At 65.8% G+C, this 18,880-nt stretch carries 19 protein-coding genes, 1 tRNA gene and 1 pseudogene; 3 read left to right on the top strand and 18 right to left on the bottom strand.

Annotated elements, in window-relative coordinates:
• Window positions 1-49: 49 nt before the first annotated feature.
• Window positions 50-817: a hypothetical protein gene (locus tag HZI36_RS03365; protein WP_179401218.1), complete on the bottom strand. Its 768-nt coding sequence runs from the start codon at window positions 815-817 to the stop codon at window positions 50-52.
• Between the two features lie 97 nt (window positions 818-914).
• Window positions 915-1,589 (bottom strand): hypothetical protein, encoded by a 675-nt coding sequence (locus HZI36_RS03370; protein WP_179401219.1) that lies wholly within the window; start codon window positions 1,587-1,589, stop codon window positions 915-917.
• A 487-nt stretch (window positions 1,590-2,076) separates the two neighbouring features.
• Here HZI36_RS03370 and HZI36_RS03375 point away from each other — a divergent pair, with 487 nt between their 5' ends.
• On the top strand, window positions 2,077-2,343 hold the full coding sequence (locus HZI36_RS03375; RefSeq protein WP_179401220.1) for a YfhL family 4Fe-4S dicluster ferredoxin: 267 nt from the start codon (window positions 2,077-2,079) through the stop codon (window positions 2,341-2,343).
• Window positions 2,344-2,470: 127 nt separating this feature from the next.
• Here HZI36_RS03375 and hisC read toward each other — a convergent pair whose 3' ends face one another.
• The 8 genes from hisC to HZI36_RS03415 all read right to left on the bottom strand — a co-directional run bounded on the left by hisC (window position 2,471) and on the right by HZI36_RS03415 (window position 9,644).
• Window positions 2,471-3,538: a histidinol-phosphate transaminase gene (hisC, locus tag HZI36_RS03380; protein ID WP_179401221.1), complete on the bottom strand. Its 1,068-nt coding sequence runs from the start codon at window positions 3,536-3,538 to the stop codon at window positions 2,471-2,473.
• A gap of 69 nt (window positions 3,539-3,607) precedes the next feature.
• Window positions 3,608-4,210 carry an aminoacyl-tRNA hydrolase gene (pth, locus tag HZI36_RS03385; protein ID WP_179401222.1) on the bottom strand — a complete coding sequence of 201 codons (603 nt, stop codon included), beginning with the start codon at window positions 4,208-4,210 and terminating at the stop codon, window positions 3,608-3,610.
• 117 nt (window positions 4,211-4,327) lie between these two features.
• Complete coding sequence (locus HZI36_RS03390) at window positions 4,328-4,930, bottom strand: 50S ribosomal protein L25/general stress protein Ctc (protein WP_179401223.1); 603 nt, start codon at window positions 4,928-4,930, stop codon at window positions 4,328-4,330.
• A gap of 170 nt (window positions 4,931-5,100) precedes the next feature.
• Window positions 5,101-6,057: a ribose-phosphate pyrophosphokinase gene (locus tag HZI36_RS03395; protein ID WP_179401224.1), complete on the bottom strand. Its 957-nt coding sequence runs from the start codon at window positions 6,055-6,057 to the stop codon at window positions 5,101-5,103.
• A gap of 44 nt (window positions 6,058-6,101) precedes the next feature.
• Window positions 6,102-6,178, bottom strand: a tRNA-Gln gene (locus HZI36_RS03400).
• 51 nt (window positions 6,179-6,229) lie between these two features.
• Complete coding sequence (gene ispE / locus HZI36_RS03405; protein WP_179401225.1) at window positions 6,230-7,111, bottom strand: 4-(cytidine 5'-diphospho)-2-C-methyl-D-erythritol kinase; 882 nt, start codon at window positions 7,109-7,111, stop codon at window positions 6,230-6,232.
• Between the two features lie 29 nt (window positions 7,112-7,140).
• The gene (gene lolB / locus HZI36_RS03410) at window positions 7,141-7,782 is read right to left on the bottom strand and encodes a lipoprotein insertase outer membrane protein LolB (protein ID WP_425485195.1); all 642 of its coding nucleotides are present in this window, start codon (window positions 7,780-7,782) and stop codon (window positions 7,141-7,143) included.
• 14 nt (window positions 7,783-7,796) lie between these two features.
• Window positions 7,797-9,644 (bottom strand): tetratricopeptide repeat protein, encoded by a 1,848-nt coding sequence (locus tag HZI36_RS03415; protein ID WP_179401227.1) that lies wholly within the window; start codon window positions 9,642-9,644, stop codon window positions 7,797-7,799.
• Window positions 9,645-9,732: 88 nt separating this feature from the next.
• Here HZI36_RS03415 and mutM point away from each other — a divergent pair, with 88 nt between their 5' ends.
• Window positions 9,733-10,563: a bifunctional DNA-formamidopyrimidine glycosylase/DNA-(apurinic or apyrimidinic site) lyase gene (mutM, locus tag HZI36_RS03420; RefSeq protein WP_179401228.1), complete on the top strand. Its 831-nt coding sequence runs from the start codon at window positions 9,733-9,735 to the stop codon at window positions 10,561-10,563.
• Window positions 10,564-10,588: 25 nt separating this feature from the next.
• Entirely contained in the window at window positions 10,589-11,779 is a 1,191-nt protein-coding gene (locus HZI36_RS03425; protein ID WP_179401229.1) for an A/G-specific adenine glycosylase, read from the top strand.
• Between the two features lie 71 nt (window positions 11,780-11,850).
• Here the strand turns inward: HZI36_RS03425 and HZI36_RS03430 are convergent, their stop codons facing one another.
• The 8 genes and pseudogenes from HZI36_RS03430 to lptA all read right to left on the bottom strand — a co-directional run bounded on the left by HZI36_RS03430 (window position 11,851) and on the right by lptA (window position 18,877).
• The gene (locus tag HZI36_RS03430; protein ID WP_179401230.1) at window positions 11,851-12,486 is read right to left on the bottom strand and encodes an LON peptidase substrate-binding domain-containing protein; all 636 of its coding nucleotides are present in this window, start codon (window positions 12,484-12,486) and stop codon (window positions 11,851-11,853) included.
• A gap of 22 nt (window positions 12,487-12,508) precedes the next feature.
• Window positions 12,509-13,402, bottom strand: coding sequence for an RNase adapter RapZ (rapZ, locus tag HZI36_RS03435; protein WP_179401231.1), 894 nt, complete (start codon window positions 13,400-13,402; stop codon window positions 12,509-12,511).
• A gap of 85 nt (window positions 13,403-13,487) precedes the next feature.
• Window positions 13,488-14,456: an HPr(Ser) kinase/phosphatase gene (hprK, locus tag HZI36_RS03440; protein ID WP_004195225.1), complete on the bottom strand. Its 969-nt coding sequence runs from the start codon at window positions 14,454-14,456 to the stop codon at window positions 13,488-13,490.
• Window positions 14,457-14,577: 121 nt separating this feature from the next.
• A pseudogene (locus tag HZI36_RS03445) lies at window positions 14,578-15,094 on the bottom strand (PTS sugar transporter subunit IIA).
• A 180-nt stretch (window positions 15,095-15,274) separates the two neighbouring features.
• Entirely contained in the window at window positions 15,275-15,634 is a 360-nt protein-coding gene (gene hpf, locus HZI36_RS03450) for a ribosome hibernation-promoting factor, HPF/YfiA family (protein ID WP_179401233.1), read from the bottom strand.
• Window positions 15,635-15,792: 158 nt separating this feature from the next.
• Complete coding sequence (locus HZI36_RS03455; protein WP_179401234.1) at window positions 15,793-17,298, bottom strand: RNA polymerase factor sigma-54; 1,506 nt, start codon at window positions 17,296-17,298, stop codon at window positions 15,793-15,795.
• 140 nt (window positions 17,299-17,438) lie between these two features.
• Window positions 17,439-18,215 carry an LPS export ABC transporter ATP-binding protein gene (lptB, locus tag HZI36_RS03460; RefSeq protein WP_179401235.1) on the bottom strand — a complete coding sequence of 259 codons (777 nt, stop codon included), beginning with the start codon at window positions 18,213-18,215 and terminating at the stop codon, window positions 17,439-17,441.
• Window positions 18,212-18,877, bottom strand: coding sequence for a lipopolysaccharide transport periplasmic protein LptA (lptA, locus tag HZI36_RS03465; protein ID WP_179401236.1), 666 nt, complete (start codon window positions 18,875-18,877; stop codon window positions 18,212-18,214). Before lptA ends, lptB begins: the two co-directional genes overlap by 4 nt.
• Window positions 18,878-18,880: the final 3 nt, after the last annotated feature.

An 18,880-nucleotide genomic window follows, 5' to 3' on the forward strand; every position in this document is an offset into this window, starting at 1 on the left:
GTTATCCTATATAAATGGGCGTCTAGGCCTTCCCAAACACCCGCATTGATTAGTTGATGCTCAGGTTTTCGTCCGATTCAGCAGATGCGTTGGCCGATTGGGGCTGATTCGCATAGGCCGCGTACGCTCGGGTGAGTACACCTTGGTCATTAACGATCGCCCGGATAGAGACGCTGCCGTCTGGATGACACGTGACAATCGCCGTGCGTTCGCGATCTACCTCAACGGGCGGCAAGGCATCCTCAAGCTCCTGCGAATCGACCGTGCAGAGGATGTTTGTCCCGATTCGTCTGCGACCTCGTTCGGCAAGAATTGACTGGGAGACCGGACTCTTTGCGGGGCGGGGATTGCCTTTGGCATCGTAGGTTTTCCTTACCTTCTCGATACCGCCTTCATTTTCAAGCCAGGCGCAGAATGAGTTTTCGGTCTGGCCCATCACATCAGCGGTTGTTAGCACGAGGGCATAACCGGCAGCAAGCTGCCGGTTATCGCTTACGATCAGCTTGGCCATCATAGTCAGAACACTCGTTTCCGATGTGACTCGAATTTTTTCCTGCTCGCACTTGGCTTCGAGAAATTGCTTGCTTTCGACGCGCGCCGCATTCGGAGAATTTTTGTAGTCGCTCTGATACAGGCCGAGAATCTTGGCGAGCACTTCCCAAAGGAAAACTCTGGAGCGGGTGTGCTCGTCTTTTAGCTTGAAAACCCTGTCGAGAAAGAATGATGCGGGCGAGATATCGATTTTTCGCTGAACCGAATCGATGGGTGACGGTGTGGCAGTTTCGAAATCGATTTCGGTGGATAGTGCTTGAACCATGAAAATGCTCCTGTAAAGTTGAGGAAATCGCCGATCAGTGAATCGACGAAACGAACTTTATTTCGGAGCGATTTTCAGAAATATCCCACGCGCTACGTCACGTACGCCGTTTGCCCGCAAGCGGCTCATTTTTTCGAGCAAACGTCATACCGTCCAGCCACTTGGTGATGGTGCGCTCGGCCTGAGCTTCCGATAGATTGACGCCTTGCGCTTGCGATTCCCTGAGAATCTGGACTTTGATCGACAAAGCCGCATTTCGCTTGCTGGGATAGTTGCCCGATGCAGCCAGTTCACGCGCAAGTCGGCGCAATGGTTCATATTTTGCGTTGCGCTCTGTGGAGCCGGATTTGCTACGTGCAGAGATGACACCGGCTAGCGCTGGTTCCAGAGCGAATACGCCCTCAGCGAAACCTAGAAGGTATTGGGCGTTAGCGATGTGGGACCATCCCACGCTTTCGTGGCCTTCTTCGCTGGCGTTTCCAGCGTCGATCACATGAGCGCAGGCATGGCAGATCGCCCGCATGTAAATCACAAACGAATGCTGGGTGTGGTTCTTGAACGCGGGAACTTCGATCCGCGCAGGACTCTGAGCCGACGACTGCGCTATGGGCACGAGGATCTCGCTTTCGAAGTCCTCGGCCGACTTGTCTGGGTTCATCACAATGTAGAGCCGGAACAACGCTTTGATGATCGCGTCGGCGGCCACGTCGATCGAATCGAAGGTGGGAAGGGGTTCCCCGATTTTTCTGGATTGGGTGTGGATGTCGGTCATGTACGTGTGTTGGTAAGGCCCGTGCGGAGTTGAGCATTGCGACCGTGCCAATGGTGGCGCTTTGGCGCGTTGTCTAGCGTTGCACTTGCTTCGGCTGCAAACCAACGCAGCTAGACGCTTGGTGGTTCTTCTGGCGAGCCGTAGCGCAAATTGTCGGTGTAACCGACAGTTGCAGGCAACCAGGGGCGCTCGGACTTGATCATGCCGCGATTGGTGCGCATCGATAGACGCGATTGATCACACTGATTTCCGGGCCCATCGAAATCGCGCCGTTCGGGCACTCGGGCTCGCATACGTCGCAATTGTGTCGAAACGTCTTGCTGCTCATGGCCTGGCGTGCTATCTGGACTTTGCGCGCTGCAAAATCTGCAACACCTATGCAACTCAGCCGCAACACGCATGCATGAATTTCGGGGAATTTTGCACGACCGTGCGGAAGGCTGAAAAGCTATAATGTATTGTTTTTTCTAGGAAAGTTGGTGGCAGCATGGCTTTGATGATTACCGACGAGTGCATCAATTGCGACGTGTGCGAGCCCGAGTGCCCGAACGGCGCGATTTCGATGGGCCCGGAAATCTACGTGATCGACCCGAACAAGTGCACCGAGTGCGTCGGCCATTTCGACGAGCCGCAGTGCCAGCAGGTGTGTCCGGTCGAATGCATTCCGCGCGATCCGCAGCACGCGGAGACGCACGAGCAGTTGATGGCGAAGTATCTCGCGCTGATTGCCGCCGCGGGCGACGACAAGGCGTGACCGGCCGGGGCGGCCGGAGGTGGCCGAGGAGGGCGCCCTGCGTCGCCGCCCTCGTGCCCCTCGTGTGCCCCTCGTGCGCCCCTCGTCCCGCTGAGCCCGATCAGCCCGATCAGCCCGATCAGCCCGATCAGCCCAGCAGGTCGCGCAGCGCCGCGACGAACGTGTCGCACTCGGCGTCGGTGCCGACCGTGATGCGCAGATGCTGGTCGATACGCGGCAGCTTGAAGTGCCGCACGAAAATTTCCTTCTCCTTGAGCCGCGCGGCGATCGCAGCCGCATCGTGCGCCGGATGGCGCGCGAACACGAAGTTCGCGGCCGACGGCACGACGTCGAAGCCGAGCGCCTGCAGCGCGCCCGTGAGCCGTTCGCGGCTCGCGATCACCTTGCGCCGCATCCCGTCGAAATACGCGTCGTCCTCGTACGCGGCCTGAGCTGCGGCCTGAGCGAGGCGATCGAGCGGATACGAGTTGAAGCTGTCCTTCACGCGATCGAGTGCCTCGATCAGATCCGGATGGCCGAACGCGAAGCCGACGCGCATGCCCGCGAGCGCGCGCGCCTTCGACGTCGTGTGGACGACGAGCAGGTTCGGATAGCGATCGATCAGCGCGATCGCCGATTCCGCGCCGAAGTCGACGTACGCCTCGTCGATCACGACGGCCGACGACGGATTCGCGGCGACGATCCGCTCGACGTCCGCGAGCGGCAGCGCGCGGCCGGTCGGCGCGTTCGGGTTCGGGAACAGCACGCCGCCCGCATCGCCGAGATAGTCGTCGACGCGGATCGAGAAGTCGTCCGCGAGCGGCACCGCTTCGTATTGCACGCCGTACAGGCGCGCGTAGGTCGGATAGAAGCTGTACGTGATGTCCGGAAAGCGCAGCGGCCGGTCGTGCTTCAGTAGCGCGTGGAACGCGTGCGCGAGCACCTCGTCCGAGCCGTTGCCGGCGAACACCTGAGCGGGCGTCAGGCCGTGATGCGCGGCAACCGTCTCGCGCAGCCTGCGCGCGAGCGGATCGGGATAGCGGCGCAATGCTTCGCCGGTAGCCCCAAGTTCGCGCGCGATCGCCGCGACGACGCACGGCGAAGGCGGATAGGGATTTTCGTTGGTGTTCAGCTTGACCGGGTGCGCGAGCGCGGGCTGCTCGCCCGGCACGTAAGGCACGAGTTGCTGAACGACGTCGCTCCAGTAACGGCTCACCGCTTCGCTCCTGACGGTAAAAACAGCGAGCTTACCTCATGCGCGCCGCGCGTAGCGACGCACCGGCGCTCATCCCTGGCGATGCAGCAGCATCGTCGCGCGATCGAGTTCGCCCTTGACGACCATCGGCATCACCGCGAGCGCGCGCTCGATCGCCGCGTCGATCACGTCCTGCTCGTCCTTGCGCGGCGGTTTCAGCACGAAGTTCGCGACGTCCGGCTTCGCGCCGGCGCGCGCGCTTTCGGGGATCAGGTCGCGCGGATGGCCGATGCCGATCCGCAGGCGCCAGTACTGCTGCGACGACAGATGCGCGGAGATGTCCTTGAGCCCGTTGTGGCCGCCGCTGCCGCCGCCGAGCTTCAGCTTCACGGTGCCGGGCGGCAGGTCGAGTTCGTCGTGCGCGACGAGGATCTGGTCGGGCAGGATCTTGAAGAAATGCGCGAGCGCGACGACCGACTGGCCGGAGCGGTTCATGTACGTCTGCGGCTCGAGCAGATGCACTTCCTCGCCGTGCAGGCGCGCCTTCGCATAGAAGCCGTGGAAGCGGCGTTCGTCGCGCAGCGTCGCGCCGGCTTCGCGGGCGAGCTGGTCGATCAGCCAGAAGCCGGCGTTGTGGCGCGTCGCGGTGTATTCCGCCCCGGGATTGCCGAGGCCGACGATCAGTTTGATCATGACGTTTCGATGGCGGCTACGAGCCGCCAGGCGCGGAAAAAGAAAAACCCGCCGGGCGAGCCGCGGCGGGTTGCGTCGACCGTTTCGTGAAACGGATCGAGAGGGCGCTCAGACCGCTCAGGCAGCCGGCGTTTCGCCTTCTGCCGCCGCGACGGCGCCAGCCGGCAGAGCGGCCGAAGCGATCACCGGGTTTTCGGCGTCGACGTGCGAGGTCAGCGCGACGCCGGTCGGCAGCGTGATGTCCTTCGCGTGCAGCGACTGGCCCGCTTCGATCTTCGACAGATCGATTTCGAGGAATTCCGGCAGGTTGGCCGGCAGGCACTCGACTTCGATTTCGGTCACGACGTGAGCGATGATCGCGCTCGACAGCTTCACGGCCGGGCTGACTTCGGCGTTCAGGAAGTGCAGCGGCACCTTCGTGTGCAGCTTCTTCTTCGCGTCGACGCGCTGGAAGTCCACGTGCAGCACGAGTTGCTTGAACGGGTGGTACTGGACGTCACGCAGCAGGACTTGCTGCGACTGGCCGGCCACTTCGAGGTCGAGGATCGACGAGTGGAAGGCTTCCTTCTTCAGCGCGTGCCACAGCGCGTTGTGATCGAGTTCGATCATTTGCGGCGCTGCTTCACCACCGTAGACGATACCCGTGGTCTTACCAGCGTTGCGCAGGCGGCGGCTCGCACCCGTACCTTGCAGGTTGCGCTCGAAAGCGACGACTTTCATGTATTTCTCCATTGACTGCCCGCGACCAGGCAGTGAAACGGACCGCCGATGCGGCGGCCCCGATGAAACGGCCGGGGTTTCGTACGTCCCGGCCGATTGTGCAAAAAGCGAAGCGTCGCCGCTTCGCTTTCCGCGCATACTTCGTGCTTCGCTATCCGATCAGGTGTCGATCAGGAATCCGCGAACAGCGACATCACCGAATCGCCGCGGCGGATCCGCGAGAACGTCTCGGCGAGCAGATCGGCGCTGGTCAGCGCGCGGATCTTCGGGCACGCGAGCGACTCGGCGGACAGCGGAATCGTGTCGGTCACGACCAGCGCGTCGAGCTGCGATGCGGCGATGCGCTCGGCGGCGCCGCCCGACAGCACCGGATGCGTCGCGTACGCGAACACCTGCTTCGCGCCGCGCTCCTTCAGCACTTGCGCAGCCTTGCACAGCGTGCCGGCGGTGTCGACCATGTCGTCCATGATCACGCAGGTGCGGCCTTCGACTTCACCGATGATGTTCATCACTTCGGCGACGTTCGCCTTCGGACGACGCTTGTCGATGATCGCGAGATCGCAGTTGAGCTGCTTCGCGAGCGCCCGGGCGCGCACGACGCCGCCGATGTCCGGCGACACGACGAGTAGATTCTCGTAGCCCTGCTTGCGCACGTCGCCAAGCAGGATCGGCGTCGCGTAGATGTTGTCGACCGGAATGTCGAAGAAGCCCTGAATCTGGTCGGCGTGCAGATCCATCGTGATGATCCGCTCGACGCCGGCGATTTCCAGCATGTTCGCGATGACCTTCGCCGAGATCGCGACGCGCGCCGAACGCGGGCGGCGATCCTGACGCGCATAGCCGAAGTAGGGGATGGCAGCGGTGATCCGGCCGGCGGATGCGCGCTTCAGCGCATCGACCATGATCATCAGTTCCATCAGGTTGTCATTGGTCGGCGCGCACGTGGATTGCAGGACGAAGACGTCCTTGCCGCGCACGTTTTCCTGGATCTCGACCTGGATCTCGCCGTCGGAGAAACGGCTGACCATTGCTTTGCCGAGGGGAATACCGAGAATGTCGACGACTTCACGGGCGAGCGCGGGATTCGCGTTGCCAGTAAAAACCATCAGGCCGTCATGGCTGCTCATCGTGCACCTGCGTCGGGCTTGGGCGGGAAATGCGGGAAAATTTGTGGCAGGGGAGGAAGGACTCGAACCCTCGCATGCCGGAATCAAAATCCGGTGCCTTGACCAACTTGGCGACTCCCCTACGCTTAACCTGAACTCTGTCGGACGGTAGGACATCCGGCAAAGTAAAACTCTATGACGCGAAAGCGAAGAGCGGATGCTCGTTCAGGCTCTCGGCAACTGCGCCGTTCCAGCCGGCGGGCAGTCGGGCTTGCGCCGCTTCTGCCTCATGTTTGCTGCGAAACGCGGCAAACACGCTTGCTCCAGAACCGGTCATCCTCGCGGGGGTCACATCATAAAACCATTTGACCACCTGCGCAACTTCCGCGTACTTGCTTGTCACAACCTGCTGCATGTCATTCCGGCCGAAACTGTCTGGCCATCCTGCGTTGCGGCTTTGCTGTGCAAGAAAGTCCGTAATTGTGACGGGTTCCGAATCTCTTGTCAACAACTCGTCCGAAAAAATTTCGGCGGTCGGGACATGAACTCGCGGCGTCACAACCAGGAACCAGCGAGTCGGCAATTCTACCCCAGCTAAATCTTCTCCGATACCCTCCGCGAACGCATTTTTTCCAAACACGAAAAACGGCACGTCCGCGCCGAGCTTCACCGCGAGCGCCTGCAGCGCCGCGCGCGGCATGTCGAGCCGCCACAGGCGGTTCAGCGCGAGCAGCGTCGTCGCCGCGTCCGAGCTGCCGCCGCCGAGGCCCGCACCCATCGGCAGGCGCTTGTCGATTTCGATGTCGACGCCCGCCGTCGTGCCCGTGTGCGCCTTCAGCAGATTCGCCGCGCGCACGACGAGGTCAGTCTCCGCCGGCACGCCCGGCACGTCGGTGACGCGCACGACCCGGCCGTCGTCGCGATGCGTGAAGTGCAGCGTGTCGCCCCAGTTCAGCAACTGGAACACGCTTTGCAGGTTGTGGTAACCGTCCGCGCGGCGGCCGGTGATGTGCAGGAACAGGTTCAGTTTCGCGGGCGCGAGGCAGTCGCGCAGCGAGCGGGGCGAGTCGGTCATGCGTGTGTCGGAGAGGTTGGGCGCGCGTGCTACTGGTCGAGCACGAGCTTGATGTCGAGCGGCGGCGTCGCGCGCACGATGTTCACGCGCTTCACGCCGGTCGCGGGCGCGTCGGCGTACGCGACGTAGTCGATCGTCCAGCCGTCCTGGCGGATCTGCGTGATGCGCGTCGCATCGGCGGGGTCGCGCACCGTCGTCGCGGGTGTCGCGGGCGCGGGCGTCGGCAGCAGCCAGTAGCGCAGGCCCGCGAGCGGCAGCGAAAAGCCGAGCGCGTGCTGCATCAGGTCGCCGACGTCGGTTGCGTATTGCGGCTGGCGGTTCGGCAGTTCGAGCGACGCCGTCCGCGGCGACGCCTTCACGATCGCGAGCGTCTGGCCGAGCGGGCTGCGCAGTTCGACCGACACGTCGTCGCCGTGCTGCTGCCAGTCGAAGTTGCCGTACACGTTGCGCGCATTGCCGGACTGGTCGCTGTACCGCACCGCGAAGCGGCCGTGATACGCGTGCGTGCCGATCGCCTGCGTGACGGCCATGTCCGGCGCCAGCTGCAGCGGCGGCGGCTTCGTGCTCGCGCAGCCGCCGAGCGCGAATGCGGCCGCAGCGGCTGCCGCGGCGGTAGCCGCGCGCGCGGTGTGACGCGGGATGCGCAGCGGGATGTAAAGCGGGAGGCGCATCGTCGGCATGCGCATCAGAGACCGTTGACCTGCAGGCGCTTCAACGTCTGCTGCAGCGTGTCGTTGTCCGGCTCGAGTTTCTGCGCGGCACGCCACGCGGAGCGCGCGTCGTCCTGCGCGCCGCTCTTCCACAGCACTTCGCCGAGATGCGCGCCGATTTCGGCGTTCGGCTGCAGGTCGTACGCGCGCCGCAGGATCTTCGCCGCGCTCGCGGTGTCGCCCATCCGGTACTTGACCCAGCCGAGGCTGTCCATGATGTACGCGTCGTCCGGCGCGAGCTGGATCGCCTTCTCGATCAGCTTGCTCGCTTCCGGCAGCCGCTGGTTGCGGTCGGCGAGCGAATAGCCGAGCGCGTTGTACGCCTGCGGATTGTCTGGCTGCGTGCGGATCAGCTCGCGCAACTCCTGCTCCATCGTCGCGTAGTTCGCGTCCTTCTCGGCCGCCATCGCGTAGTCGTAGCGCAGGTCGGGATCGTCCGGATAATCCTGGACCGCCTGCGCGAGACGCGCTTCCGCTTCCTTGTAGCGTTTCGCGGTGAACAGGATCGATGCGTCGGTGCGCGCGATGACCGCCGCGTCGTGCGGGTCGCTGACCTGCAGATCGTCGAGAACCTTGCGCGCCTCGTCGGTCTTGCCCTGCTTCTCCAGCAACTGCGCGCGCGTGACCTGCGCGGGCAGGTAATGCTGGCTCGCCGGGCTGACCTTGTCGAGCCACTGCGTCGCCTGCGCGTCGTTGCCCTGGTCGATCGCGATCTGGGCGAGGTAGATGTAGCCCTGGCCGGCGTCCGCGCCGGGCGTCTTCTCGCCGATCTGCACGTACTGCTTCAGGTAGCCGGTTGCGTCGTCGAGCTTCTTCTGCTGGATCTTGATCAGCGCGAGCGCCATCAGCGGCGTCGGATCCTTCGCGTCGAGCTTGCGCATCGCTTCGAACTGCTTCTGCGCGTCGTCGAGACGATTGTCGGACAGATAGAGCTGCGACAGCGCGAGCCGCGCGTCGCGCGACTTCGGATTCTGCTGCACGTATTTCTCGAACGACACGATGCCGGCCGCGCGATCCTCGGGGCTCATCTGCGACAGCATCAGCGCGGCCGGCAGGTAGTCCGGGCGGATCTGCAGCGCGGCCTTCAGCGACTGCGACGCGCCCGCCTTGTCGTCGGCCGCGAGCTGCTGGCGCGCGATCGCGAGCCGTGCCTCGGGGCGGTTCATGTCGTTCTTCAGCATGTCCTGCAGCACCGCGAGGCCGCCGGCGCGATCCGGGCCGCGCGCGATCAGCGCCTGCAGCGCGAGGATCGCGGGGCCGCGCGAATCGCCGGTCGCGCGCGCGAGCTCGTGCGCGAGCATCGGCTGAGCGTCGGCCGGCTTGCCGGACAGCACGAGCAGCGCGGCGTCGACCTGCGATGCGCGGTTCGAGTCGGGTGCGTACTCGTGCCACAGATTCGCGGCGGCCAGCGCATCGGCCGGGCTTTGCGCGGCGAGCGCGATCTCGGTCGCGCGCTGCGCCATCCGCGGATCGCGCGTGTCGCGCGCGAGCGCGAGATAGGTCTGGTACGCGGGGGCGGGCTGGCTGCGCTGCAGCGCGACTTCGGCGGCGAGCACCTGATAGACGATCTGGCTCGTCAGCGGCACGCCCGGGAGATCCTTTTTCTCCGCGGGCAACATCGAATCGAACGTATCCTCTTGCGACTCGGCGCCGTCCGTCGCGGGATCCTGCGCGTGAGCCGGGAGGGCGGTGAAGGCCCAGGCGGCGAGCAGCGCGGCGCCGATCGCGCGGCGGATCGGAACGGCGGGGACGGCGGAAACGGCACGCGAGCCGCGCGCGCGGGCGACGGGGCGCTTGTGAAGCAGCTTCGAGGGCAAGGTCATGGAAATCCGATCGATGTTTCAGCCGATTGTAACGCGGTCGCTACAATACGCGCACAATCGTCATCAATGAATTGAGACCCATGAAAACATGCCAGAGTTGCCGGAAGTCGAGGTGACGCGACGGGGCATCGAGCCCTTTGTCGCGGGGCGCCGCGTCGCGCGCGTCGACGTGCGCACGGCGATGCTGCGCTGGCCGGTGCCGGCCGGGTTCGCCGAGCAGTTGCGCGAGCGCGAGGTGCTGCGCGTCGAGCGGCGCGGCAAGTATCTGCTGTTCGAGGTCGACGCCGGCTGGTTCATCGTGCATCTCGGCATGACCGGCACGCTGCGCGTGCTGCCGACCACCGGCGAGCCGCCCGCGGCCGCGAAGCATGATCACGTCGACTGGATCTTCGACGGCTTCGTGCTGCGCTTTCGCGATCCGCGCCGCTTCGGCGCGGTGCTCTGGCATCCGCGCGAGGCCGGCGACGTGCACGCGCATCCGCTGCTCGCGGGCCTCGGCGTCGAGCCGTTCTCGCCGGCGTTCACCGGCGCGCTGCTGCATGCGCGCACGCGCGGGCGCACCGTCGCCGTGAAGCAGGCACTGCTCGCGGGCGATATCGTCGTCGGGGTCGGCAACATCTATGCGTCGGAGAGCCTCTTTCGCGCCGGCATTCGTCCGACCACGCCCGCCGGCAAGGTGTCGCTGCCGCGTTACGAGCGGCTCGCCGACGCGGTGCGCGCGACGCTCGCCGCCGCGATCGAGCGCGGCGGCAGCACGCTGCGCGACTTCGTCGGCAGCAATGGCGAGAGCGGCTACTTCCAGCTCGACTGCTTCGTCTACGATCGCGCGGGCGAGCCGTGCCGCGTGTGCGGCACGCCGATCCGTCAGATCGTACAGGGCCAGCGGTCCACCTACTATTGTCCGAATTGCCAACGCTAACCTCTCAGACACCTTCCTCCACACCTTGAAACCGCCTCGCACCGCTCCCGCTCCGTACCCCGTCACCGATCTGCACCGCACGTTCGCCGCGCGCCTCGTCGCGTGGCAGCGCGAGCACGGCCGCCACGACCTGCCGTGGCAGAACACGCGCGATCCGTACCGGATCTGGCTGTCGGAGATCATGCTGCAGCAGACGCAGGTGTCGACCGTCATCCCGTATTACGCGCGCTTTCTCGAACGTTATCCGAGCGTCGCCGCGCTCGCGGCCGCGCCGCTCGACGACGTGATGGCGCTGTGGGCCGGCCTCGGCTACTACTCTCGCGCGCGCAACCTGCATCGCTGCGCGCAGGCCGTCGTCGCCGAGCACGGCGGCGCATTTCCGGCGACGCCCGACGCGCTCGCCGAGCTGCCCGGCATCGGCCGCTCGACCGCGGCGGCGATCGCGTCGTTCGCGTACGGCGCGCGCGCGACGATTCTCGACGGCAACGTGAAGCGCGTGCTCGCGCGTGTGTTCGGCGTCGAGGGTTTCCCGGGCGAGAAGCGCGTCGAGAACGACATGTGGGCGCTCGCCGAATCGCTGCTGCCTGGTGTGGCCGATGCGGTGGCCGATGCGGTGGCAGATGCGGCGGCCGATACGGTGACCGGCGCGGCGGCCGATGCCGACGAAGTGAGCGCGTATACGCAAGGGCTGATGGATCTCGGCGCGACGCTCTGCATGCGCGGCAAACCCGATTGCGCGCGCTGCCCGTTCGCGGGCGACTGCGTCGCGCAGTCGACGGGGCGCCAGCGCGAACTGCCGGCCGCGCGGCCGAAGAAGGCGGTGCCGACGCGCAAGACGTGGATGCTCGTGCTGCGCGACGGCGACGCGGTGTTGCTCGAGCGGCGTCCGCCCGCGGGCATCTGGGGCGGACTGTGGAGCCTGCCGGAAGCCGACGGGGAACCCGCGCTCGCCGAGCGCGCGCGCCGGCTCGGCGGCGCCGGCCCGGTGCCGCTCGCGCCGCTCACGCATACGTTCACGCATTTCCGGCTCGAGATCGAGCCGCGGCTGAGCGATGTCCGCGAATCGGGCGCGGCGGTGCCCGGCGCGGGAGCGCACGCGGTTCACGAGGTGCACGACGCCCAAACCGCGTGGGTGCCGCTGTCCGGGCTCGATGCGTACGGCGTGCCCGCGCCGGTGCGCAAACTGCTCGACGGATTGACCGGCACGCTGCTTTGATGCGGGGTTGCCGCGCATTCAGCGGCGAACGACGGGAAGGTGACACGCGCGCGCAGCCGCCGCGCGCGCGCTCAAAGCCAGCCGTGCCGGTTGAGCACGTGATGCACGGCGTCGATTCGCGCGCCGACGTCGGGAAACTCCATCAGCTTCTGCCGCGCGCGCAGGTCGAGCGGCAGCACTTCCGATAGCCGGTTCGACACCCAGGTCGGATCGTCGAGCCTGAACGGCTCGGCGAACGGCAGCTCGCAGTTCTCGGTCTTGCGCAGCGCCGCGATGATGCGCTCGAGCACTTCCGCGCACGCGCCGAACTGCGCGAGCGCCTGCTCGCCTTCGAGCGGAATGTCGTCGGGCAGCGGCTCGGCGATGCCGACGAGCAACCCGTTCGATTCGGTCCGGTGCGACAGCAGCTCGAAGCGCTGCGTGCCGACCGCCTGCAGATACAGCATCCCGAACTCGCCGGTGTCGCACGACACGATGCGCGCCATGCAGCCGATCGTCTCGGGCACCGACACCGCGCCTTCCTGCGCGACCTCCGGCCCGCTCTTCAGCAGGCAGACGCCGAACGGCGCGTCGTCGCGCAGGCATGCGCGCACCATGTCGAGATAGCGCGCCTCGAACACCTTCAGCGGCAGCGAGCCTCCCGGGAACAACACCGTATGCAGCGGAAACAGCGGCAAGTCTACTAACGTGGTCGAAAGTGATGACATGGCGCGGACCGAAGGGTGGGCTCTAGGTGACGAGCCGCGACGACGCGCCGACATCCACGGGCGCGTCACGATGCCGCACGATCACGTTCGCCTGGCGCGCGAGGCGCGTCGCGAGCGTTTCCGCGATGAAGACCGAGCGATGCTGGCCGCCGGTGCAGCCGATCGCGACCGTCAGATAACTGCGGTTGTCTTCGCGGAAATGCGGTAGCCATTTGTCGAGGAACGCATGGATGTCGTCGATCATCCGGTGGACGATCGGCAGTGCGTCGAGAAACGTGATGACCGGCTGGTCGAGCCCGGTGAGCGGGCGCAGCTCGCGGTCGTAGTACGGGTTCGGCAGCGCGCGCACGTCGAACATGAAGTCGGCGTCGAGCGGCACGCCGCGCTTGAATCCGAACGACTCGAACATCAGCACGAGGTCGTCGTTGGCCAGCTCGAGAAAGCGCTTGACCCACGTGCGCAGCACGTTCGCGCGCAGGCTGCTCGTGTCGATCTGATGGCCGAACTCGGCGAGCGGTGCGACGAGGTCGCGCTCGCGCTCGATCGCCTCTTCGAGCGACGTCAGCAGCCCGACGTCCGCGTCGTGCGACGGCGAGCCGGACAGCGGATGGCGGCGGCGCGTTTCGGAGAAACGCTGGATCAGCGACTGCGTGCTCGCGTTCAGGAACAGCACGCGCACGTCGTGGTCGCGCGACAGCGTGCGGATCAGCCCGGGCAGCTCGTCGAGCGATGCGCTCGAGCGCGCGTCGATCGCGACCGCGAGCCGGCGCTGCCCGGCCTCGTCAAGGCAGCGGGTCAGCTCCGGCAGCACGTGCGGCGGCAGATTGTCGACGCAGTAGAAGCCCGCGTCCTCGAGCGCGTTCAGCGCAACGGACTTGCCGGAGCCGGAAATGCCGGTGATGAGGACAATGCGCATGGGGAAGGGCAGAAGGCTGACGTTTCATCATAGCACCGGCCAGCCGCGCCCGCGCCCGACTTGGGGGCCGGCCGGCCGGTGCAGGTCATACGAGCTTGCCGGGAAACTGGCTGTCGGGATCCTGCATCGCGAGCCGCTGGCGATCCATGAAATCGCGCAGCGTGTCGATCCCGCGAAGCTGCAGGATCGTGTTGCGGACCGCCGCCTCGACGAGCACCGCGAGGTTGCGGCCGGCCGCGACCTGGATCGTCACCTTGCTGATCGGCAAACCGAGCACGTCGACGGTCTGGCTTTCGAGCGGCAGCCGCTGGAACTCGCCGTCCGGGCGCCGCACGAGCTGCACGATCAGCTTCAGCTTCATCTTCCGCCGCACGGCGGTTTCGCCGAAGATCGTCTTGATGTCGAGCAGGCCGAGGCCGCGCACTTCGAGCAGGTTCTGCAGCAGCGGCGGGCAGCGCCCTTCGACGAAATCGGGGCCGAGGCGGACGAAATCGACCGCGTCGTCCGCGACGAGCCCGTGGCCGCGGCTGATCAGCTCGAGGCCGAGTTCGCTCTTGCCGAGGCCGGAGTCGCCGGTCAGCAGCACGCCCATCCCGAGGATGTCGAGGAACACGCCGTGCAGCGTCGCGCGCGGCGCGAGGATCCGCGACATGTAGAGCCGCAGGCTGTCGATCACCGCGGCGGCCGACATCGGCGTCGTGAACAGCGGCGTCGACGAGCGCGTGCAGCGCAGCACCAGCTCCGGCGGCGCGGCGGCCCCGCCGGCGACGACGAGGAACGGCGGCTCCAGCGCGATCAGCTCGGCCATGTGGCGCGAGCGGTCTTCGTCGGTTTGCCGCTGGTAGTAGTCGATCTCGGCCTCGCCGAGCACCTGGATCCGGTTCGGGTGGATCAGGTTCAAGTGGCCGACGAGGTCGGCGCTCGACGTCGCGTTCGCGACGGTGTCCGCGGAAAAGCCGCGTTCCCAGCCTTCATGCCCCGTCAGCCAGCTCAGCTTCAGCATGGCGGCGTTGTCGTCGAAGATGCTCTGGGCGTTGATGCTGGACGTATCCATGAGTCCGTCACTCCTAAGGTCCGGCGCGCGGGCGGCGGCGAGTGGACGTCGCTGCGCGGGCCGGCGCCGGGCGGCCCCTGCCGCCCGGTCGGGCGAACAGGGCCTAAACGCCCGAATCAGCTCAAGGTTGCCACTGAGTGAGCAGGCGATGCAACTCGACCTGATCCGTCTCGGTGTGCAGGCGATCGCGCGCGTCGCGATCGGACAGCAGTTGCGCGATCTCGGACAGGATCTCGAGATGCTGCTGCGTCGCCTGCTCGGGAACGAGCAGGAAGATCAGCAGGCCGACCGGCTGGCCGTCGGGCGCCTCGAACGGAATCGGATCGGCAAGCCGCACGAACGCGGCGAGCGGATGCTTGAGGCCCTTGATGCGACCGTGCGGAATCGCGACGCCTTCGCCGAGCCCGGTCGAGCCGAGGCGCTCCCGCGCGAACAGATTGTCGGTCACGGTGCTGCGGGCGACGCCGTTCTGATTTTCGAAAATCAGCCCGGCTTGTTCGAAGACGCGTTTCTTGCTGGTGACGGAGAGGTCGACGACGACGTTCTCGATGGGCAGGATTTTGGCTAGGCGATTCATGTTGGCATGCGAATGGGGCGGCCTGGGGTCTCTTCGCGGCGGCAGACGGACGCATCGACATCGACGCGTCGGGCGACACCCGAACTGCTGCGTACGGCGAACCGTTTATCGACGCCCCCCGGCAATAACCGGAGCATTATAGAACACTGCCGAGCGCATGGCGCGGCGCGCCCGGACGCGCCCGGCACTCCAAAAAAAACGCCCGGCGAACCGGGCGTGGCTTGCATGCGTCGGCACGTCGTCATTGCGGCGGCAGTTCGATCTGCTCGACGGACGGCTGGAGCTTGATCGGGTCGTGCGCGTGCGTCTGCAGGCGCTCCATGTGCTTGACGACCTGGCGGTCGAGTTTGTCGATCAGAAGATCGATCGCCGCGTACAGATTGCCGTTCGCGCTTTCGACGAAGATGTCCTTGCCTTTCAGATGCAGGTTGATTTCCGCGCGTTGCTGCTTGTCCTTTTCCTTATGGTTATCGACCGAGAGAATCACAGTGCCATCGATTACCTGATCGCTATGCCGTAGCACCCTGTCCAGCTTGGTGACCACGTATTCGCGAATTGCAGGCGTGACTTCAAGATGATGTCCACTGATCTTCAAGTTCATAGTGCTTCTCCAAGCGAATGACCACCGAAAGCGTTTCGATGCGGCTGCGCTGGCCGACTTGCCTTTGCCGTCGTTGCGGCCGATTGCGGACAAGTCGACCGGCCTTCCGTCGACAGCGCGGTGGCCGGAACATGCCTGCCGCCGTGCCGGGCGACAGGCTAAAGAGACTTGCGCAGATTCACTGCCGGGATCTTGAGGGCTTCGCGGTATTTCGCAACCGTCCGGCGCGCGACCACGAAACCTTGCTCTGCCAGCAGCTCAGCGATGCGGCTGTCCGAAAGAGGAGATTTGGTGTCTTCGGCTCCTATCAGTTGCTTGATGAGGGCGCGGATGGCCGTCGAAGAGGCGGCTCCACCGGTGTCGGTCGAAACGTGAGATCCGAAGAAGTACTTAAATTCCAGCGTCCCGAACGGGGTGAGCATGTACTTACCGGTTGTCACACGGGAGACAGTCGACTCGTGTAGGCCCAGCGTATCAGCAATTTCCCGCAAAACCAAGGGGCGCATCGCAATTTCGCCATGTGCGAAAAAATTCTTCTGACGCTCGACAATCGCCTGCGCGACACGCAGGATCGTGTCGAATCGTTGCTGGATATTCTTGATCAGCCAGCGCGCTTCCTGAAGCTGCTGCTTCAGCGATCCGGCGGCCGGATCGCCGCGGCTGTTGCGCAGGATGTTCGCGTACAGATGGTTGATCCGCAGCCGCGGCACGACTTCCGGATTCAGCTCCGCCTGCCAGCCCTGGCCGACTTTCTTCACGATGATGTCGGGCACCACGTAGTCCGCTTCCGCCCTGCCGTACGCGGCGCCGGGGAACGGCTCCAGCGAGCGGATCAGCGCGTGCGCGTCGCGCAGCTCGTCGTCGGTCGCCTTCAGGTGCTTGCGCAACCGTGTGAAGTCGCGCGCGGCGAGCAGCTCCAGATGCTGCAGCACGATGTCGAGCGCGAGCTGACGCGTCGGGGACGGATCGAGGCGCACGAGCTGCAGCTTCAGGCACTCGGACGCCGAGCGGGCCCCGACCCCGGCCGGGTCGAAGCTGTGCAGCAGCGCGAGCGCCGCGTTCAGTTCGTCGACGTCGATCTCGAGCTCTTCGGGCAGATCGGTGAGCACTTCGTCGAGCGACGCGGTGAGATAGCCGTCGTCGTCGAGCGATTCGATCAGGAACAGCACGAGCGCGCGGTCGCGCGGGCTCGCCTGCGTGACGCGCAGCTGTGCGGAGAGATGGTCGCGCAGCGACGTCGACGCTTCCTGCACCTGCGGCGGCGGCAGATCGTCGTCGTCGGACGCGCCGCTCGAACGGCCGAATTCGTCGAGATTCCACTGGCTCGAGTCGGCGCCGTCGCCGGATGCGTAGCTGTCGTATTCGTCCGCGCCGCGCGGCTCGTCGCGTTCGGCGCGCTCGCTGCCCGGCGACGTGCCGTTGCCGCCCTGCATGTCGCCGGACGGCGCGGCGGGCGGTTGCGCGATCAGCGAACCGTCGGACGCAACCCGCAGCGGGCTCGCGATCCATTCGTCCTCGTTCTCGAGCAGCGGATTCTGGGCGACCGCCGTCGCAACCTCCTGCTGCAGTTCGAGCGTCGACAGTTGCAGCAGACGAATCGACTGCTGCAGTTGCGGCGTCAGCGCGAGGTGTTGCGACAGGCGGAGTTGGAGGCTGGCTTTCATGGCAGGAAGGAAGTCATAGCCGCAGTGTGCCACGACCCGACCGCGTTGAGCCATTCGCAATTTGCGTATCGCGGATCGACGGTGAAACGGGGCGCGGCCCCGTGTGTGCGCGGGCCGTCGCCAGGGCGCCCGCGCGGGGCTTACATACGGAAGTGCTCGCCGAGGTAGACGCGGCGCACGCTCTCGTTCTCGATGATCTCGCCCGGCGCGCCGGCCGCGAGCACGCTGCCGTCGCTGATGATGTACGCGTGGTCGCAGATGCCGAGCGTCTCGCGCACGTTGTGGTCGGTGATCAGCACGCCGATGTTGCGCTGCTTCAGGAACTTGACGATCTTCTGGATCTCGAGCACCGCGATCGGGTCGACGCCCGCGAACGGCTCGTCGAGCAGGATGAAGTTCGGGTTCGTCGCGAGCGCGCGCGCGATCTCGACGCGGCGGCGCTCGCCGCCCGACAGCGACAGCGCCGGATTCTCGCGCAGGTGGCCGATCTGCAGTTCGTCGAGCAGCGCCTCGGTGCGCGCGCCGATCGCGTCGTTCGACAGGCGCTTGCCGTTGTCGTCGTGCTGCAGTTCGAGTACCGCACGAATGTTCTGCTCGACGGTCAGCTTGCGGAATACCGACGCTTCCTGGGGCAGATACGACAGCCCGAGCGACGCGCGCTTGTGGATCGGCAGCAGGCTGATCGAGCTGCCGTTCAGCGCGATTTCGCCGGCGTCGAGCGGCACGAGCCCGACGATCATGTAGAACGACGTCGTCTTGCCGGCGCCGTTCGGGCCGAGCAGGCCGACGACCTCGCCGCTCTTCACGTCGAGCGACACGTCCTTGACGACCGTGCGCGAGCCGTAGCGTTTCTTCAGATTTCGGACGACGAGCGAGCTCGCGGTGCCGGCCGGCTGGCGGTTCGGGAGCGCGTTCATTGGGCGGGTACCTCCTGCAGCGTCGTCGACGGCGAAAGGCGCGTGCCGGGGCCGTTCAGCGCGCCGGGCGTGCCGTTCTTCGGCGACAGCATCGCGCGCACGCGGCCGGTCGGATTGCCCGGCGCGGCGACGTCCTTGCCGCCCTTCGCGGTGTAGAAGTCGCGGTCGCCGTCGTACGTGATCACGCTGCCGTGCACGGTGTCGGCGATCGTCGACAGACCCTGCAGCCGGCGCACGGTCGCGCGCGTCGTCAGCGTGGTCAGGTTCTGCTTGCCGTCGTAGTCGATGCGCTCCGAGTCGCCGTCGATGTATTCGTCGAGGCCTTCGCGCTTCTGGCGGAACGACGCGTGCTTGCTGCCGGTGCTCGTCGCGGTCGCGTACTGGTAGCCTTCAGGATCCTGGCGAACCTCGACGCGGTCGCCCTTGATGACGATCGTGCCCTTCGTGATCACGACGTTGCCGGTCGCGACCGTGACCTGTTTCAGGTCGTCGTAGGTCAGGTTGTCGGCTTCGACGTTGATCGGCTTGTTCTGGTCGGCCTTTTCCGCGTGGGCGGCCGGCGCGAGCCCGGCGAGCGGGAGCGCCGCGAGCGCCGCGACGAGCGCGGCGCGGGCCGCGCGTCGGGCGCCGCGCAGGATCGGACTCGGATGCGTTTCGTTCATGCA

This window comes from Burkholderia guangdongensis, assembly GCF_013403875.1.
Classification (GTDB): Bacteria; Pseudomonadota; Gammaproteobacteria; order Burkholderiales; family Burkholderiaceae; genus Burkholderia; species Burkholderia guangdongensis.

Excerpts from the sequence above, each read along its gene's own strand:
- lolB (WP_425485195.1), bottom strand. The coding sequence starts at position 7,782 with ATGCGCCTCCCGCTTTACATCCCGCTGCGCATCCCGCGTCACACCGCG.
- HZI36_RS03390 (WP_179401223.1), bottom strand. The coding sequence starts at position 4,930 with ATGAAAGTCGTCGCTTTCGAGCGCAACCTGCAAGGTACGGGTGCGAGC.
- hprK (WP_004195225.1), bottom strand. The coding sequence starts at position 14,456 with ATGGATACGTCCAGCATCAACGCCCAGAGCATCTTCGACGACAACGCC.
- hpf (WP_179401233.1), bottom strand. The coding sequence starts at position 15,634 with ATGAACTTGAAGATCAGTGGACATCATCTTGAAGTCACGCCTGCAATT.
- HZI36_RS03395 (WP_179401224.1), bottom strand. The coding sequence starts at position 6,057 with ATGAGCAGCCATGACGGCCTGATGGTTTTTACTGGCAACGCGAATCCC.
- rapZ (WP_179401231.1), bottom strand. The coding sequence starts at position 13,402 with ATGCGCATTGTCCTCATCACCGGCATTTCCGGCTCCGGCAAGTCCGTT.
- HZI36_RS03370 (WP_179401219.1), bottom strand. The coding sequence starts at position 1,589 with ATGACCGACATCCACACCCAATCCAGAAAAATCGGGGAACCCCTTCCC.
- lptA (WP_179401236.1), bottom strand. The coding sequence starts at position 18,877 with ATGAACGAAACGCATCCGAGTCCGATCCTGCGCGGCGCCCGACGCGCG.
- pth (WP_179401222.1), bottom strand. The coding sequence starts at position 4,210 with ATGATCAAACTGATCGTCGGCCTCGGCAATCCCGGGGCGGAATACACC.
- lptB (WP_179401235.1), bottom strand. The coding sequence starts at position 18,215 with ATGAACGCGCTCCCGAACCGCCAGCCGGCCGGCACCGCGAGCTCGCTC.
- HZI36_RS03455 (WP_179401234.1), bottom strand. The coding sequence starts at position 17,298 with ATGAAAGCCAGCCTCCAACTCCGCCTGTCGCAACACCTCGCGCTGACG.
- mutM (WP_179401228.1), top strand. The coding sequence starts at position 9,733 with ATGCCAGAGTTGCCGGAAGTCGAGGTGACGCGACGGGGCATCGAGCCC.
- HZI36_RS03375 (WP_179401220.1), top strand. The coding sequence starts at position 2,077 with ATGGCTTTGATGATTACCGACGAGTGCATCAATTGCGACGTGTGCGAG.
- HZI36_RS03365 (WP_179401218.1), bottom strand. The coding sequence starts at position 817 with ATGGTTCAAGCACTATCCACCGAAATCGATTTCGAAACTGCCACACCG.
- HZI36_RS03415 (WP_179401227.1), bottom strand. The coding sequence starts at position 9,644 with ATGACCTTGCCCTCGAAGCTGCTTCACAAGCGCCCCGTCGCCCGCGCG.
- HZI36_RS03430 (WP_179401230.1), bottom strand. The coding sequence starts at position 12,486 with ATGTCATCACTTTCGACCACGTTAGTAGACTTGCCGCTGTTTCCGCTG.
- ispE (WP_179401225.1), bottom strand. The coding sequence starts at position 7,111 with ATGACCGACTCGCCCCGCTCGCTGCGCGACTGCCTCGCGCCCGCGAAA.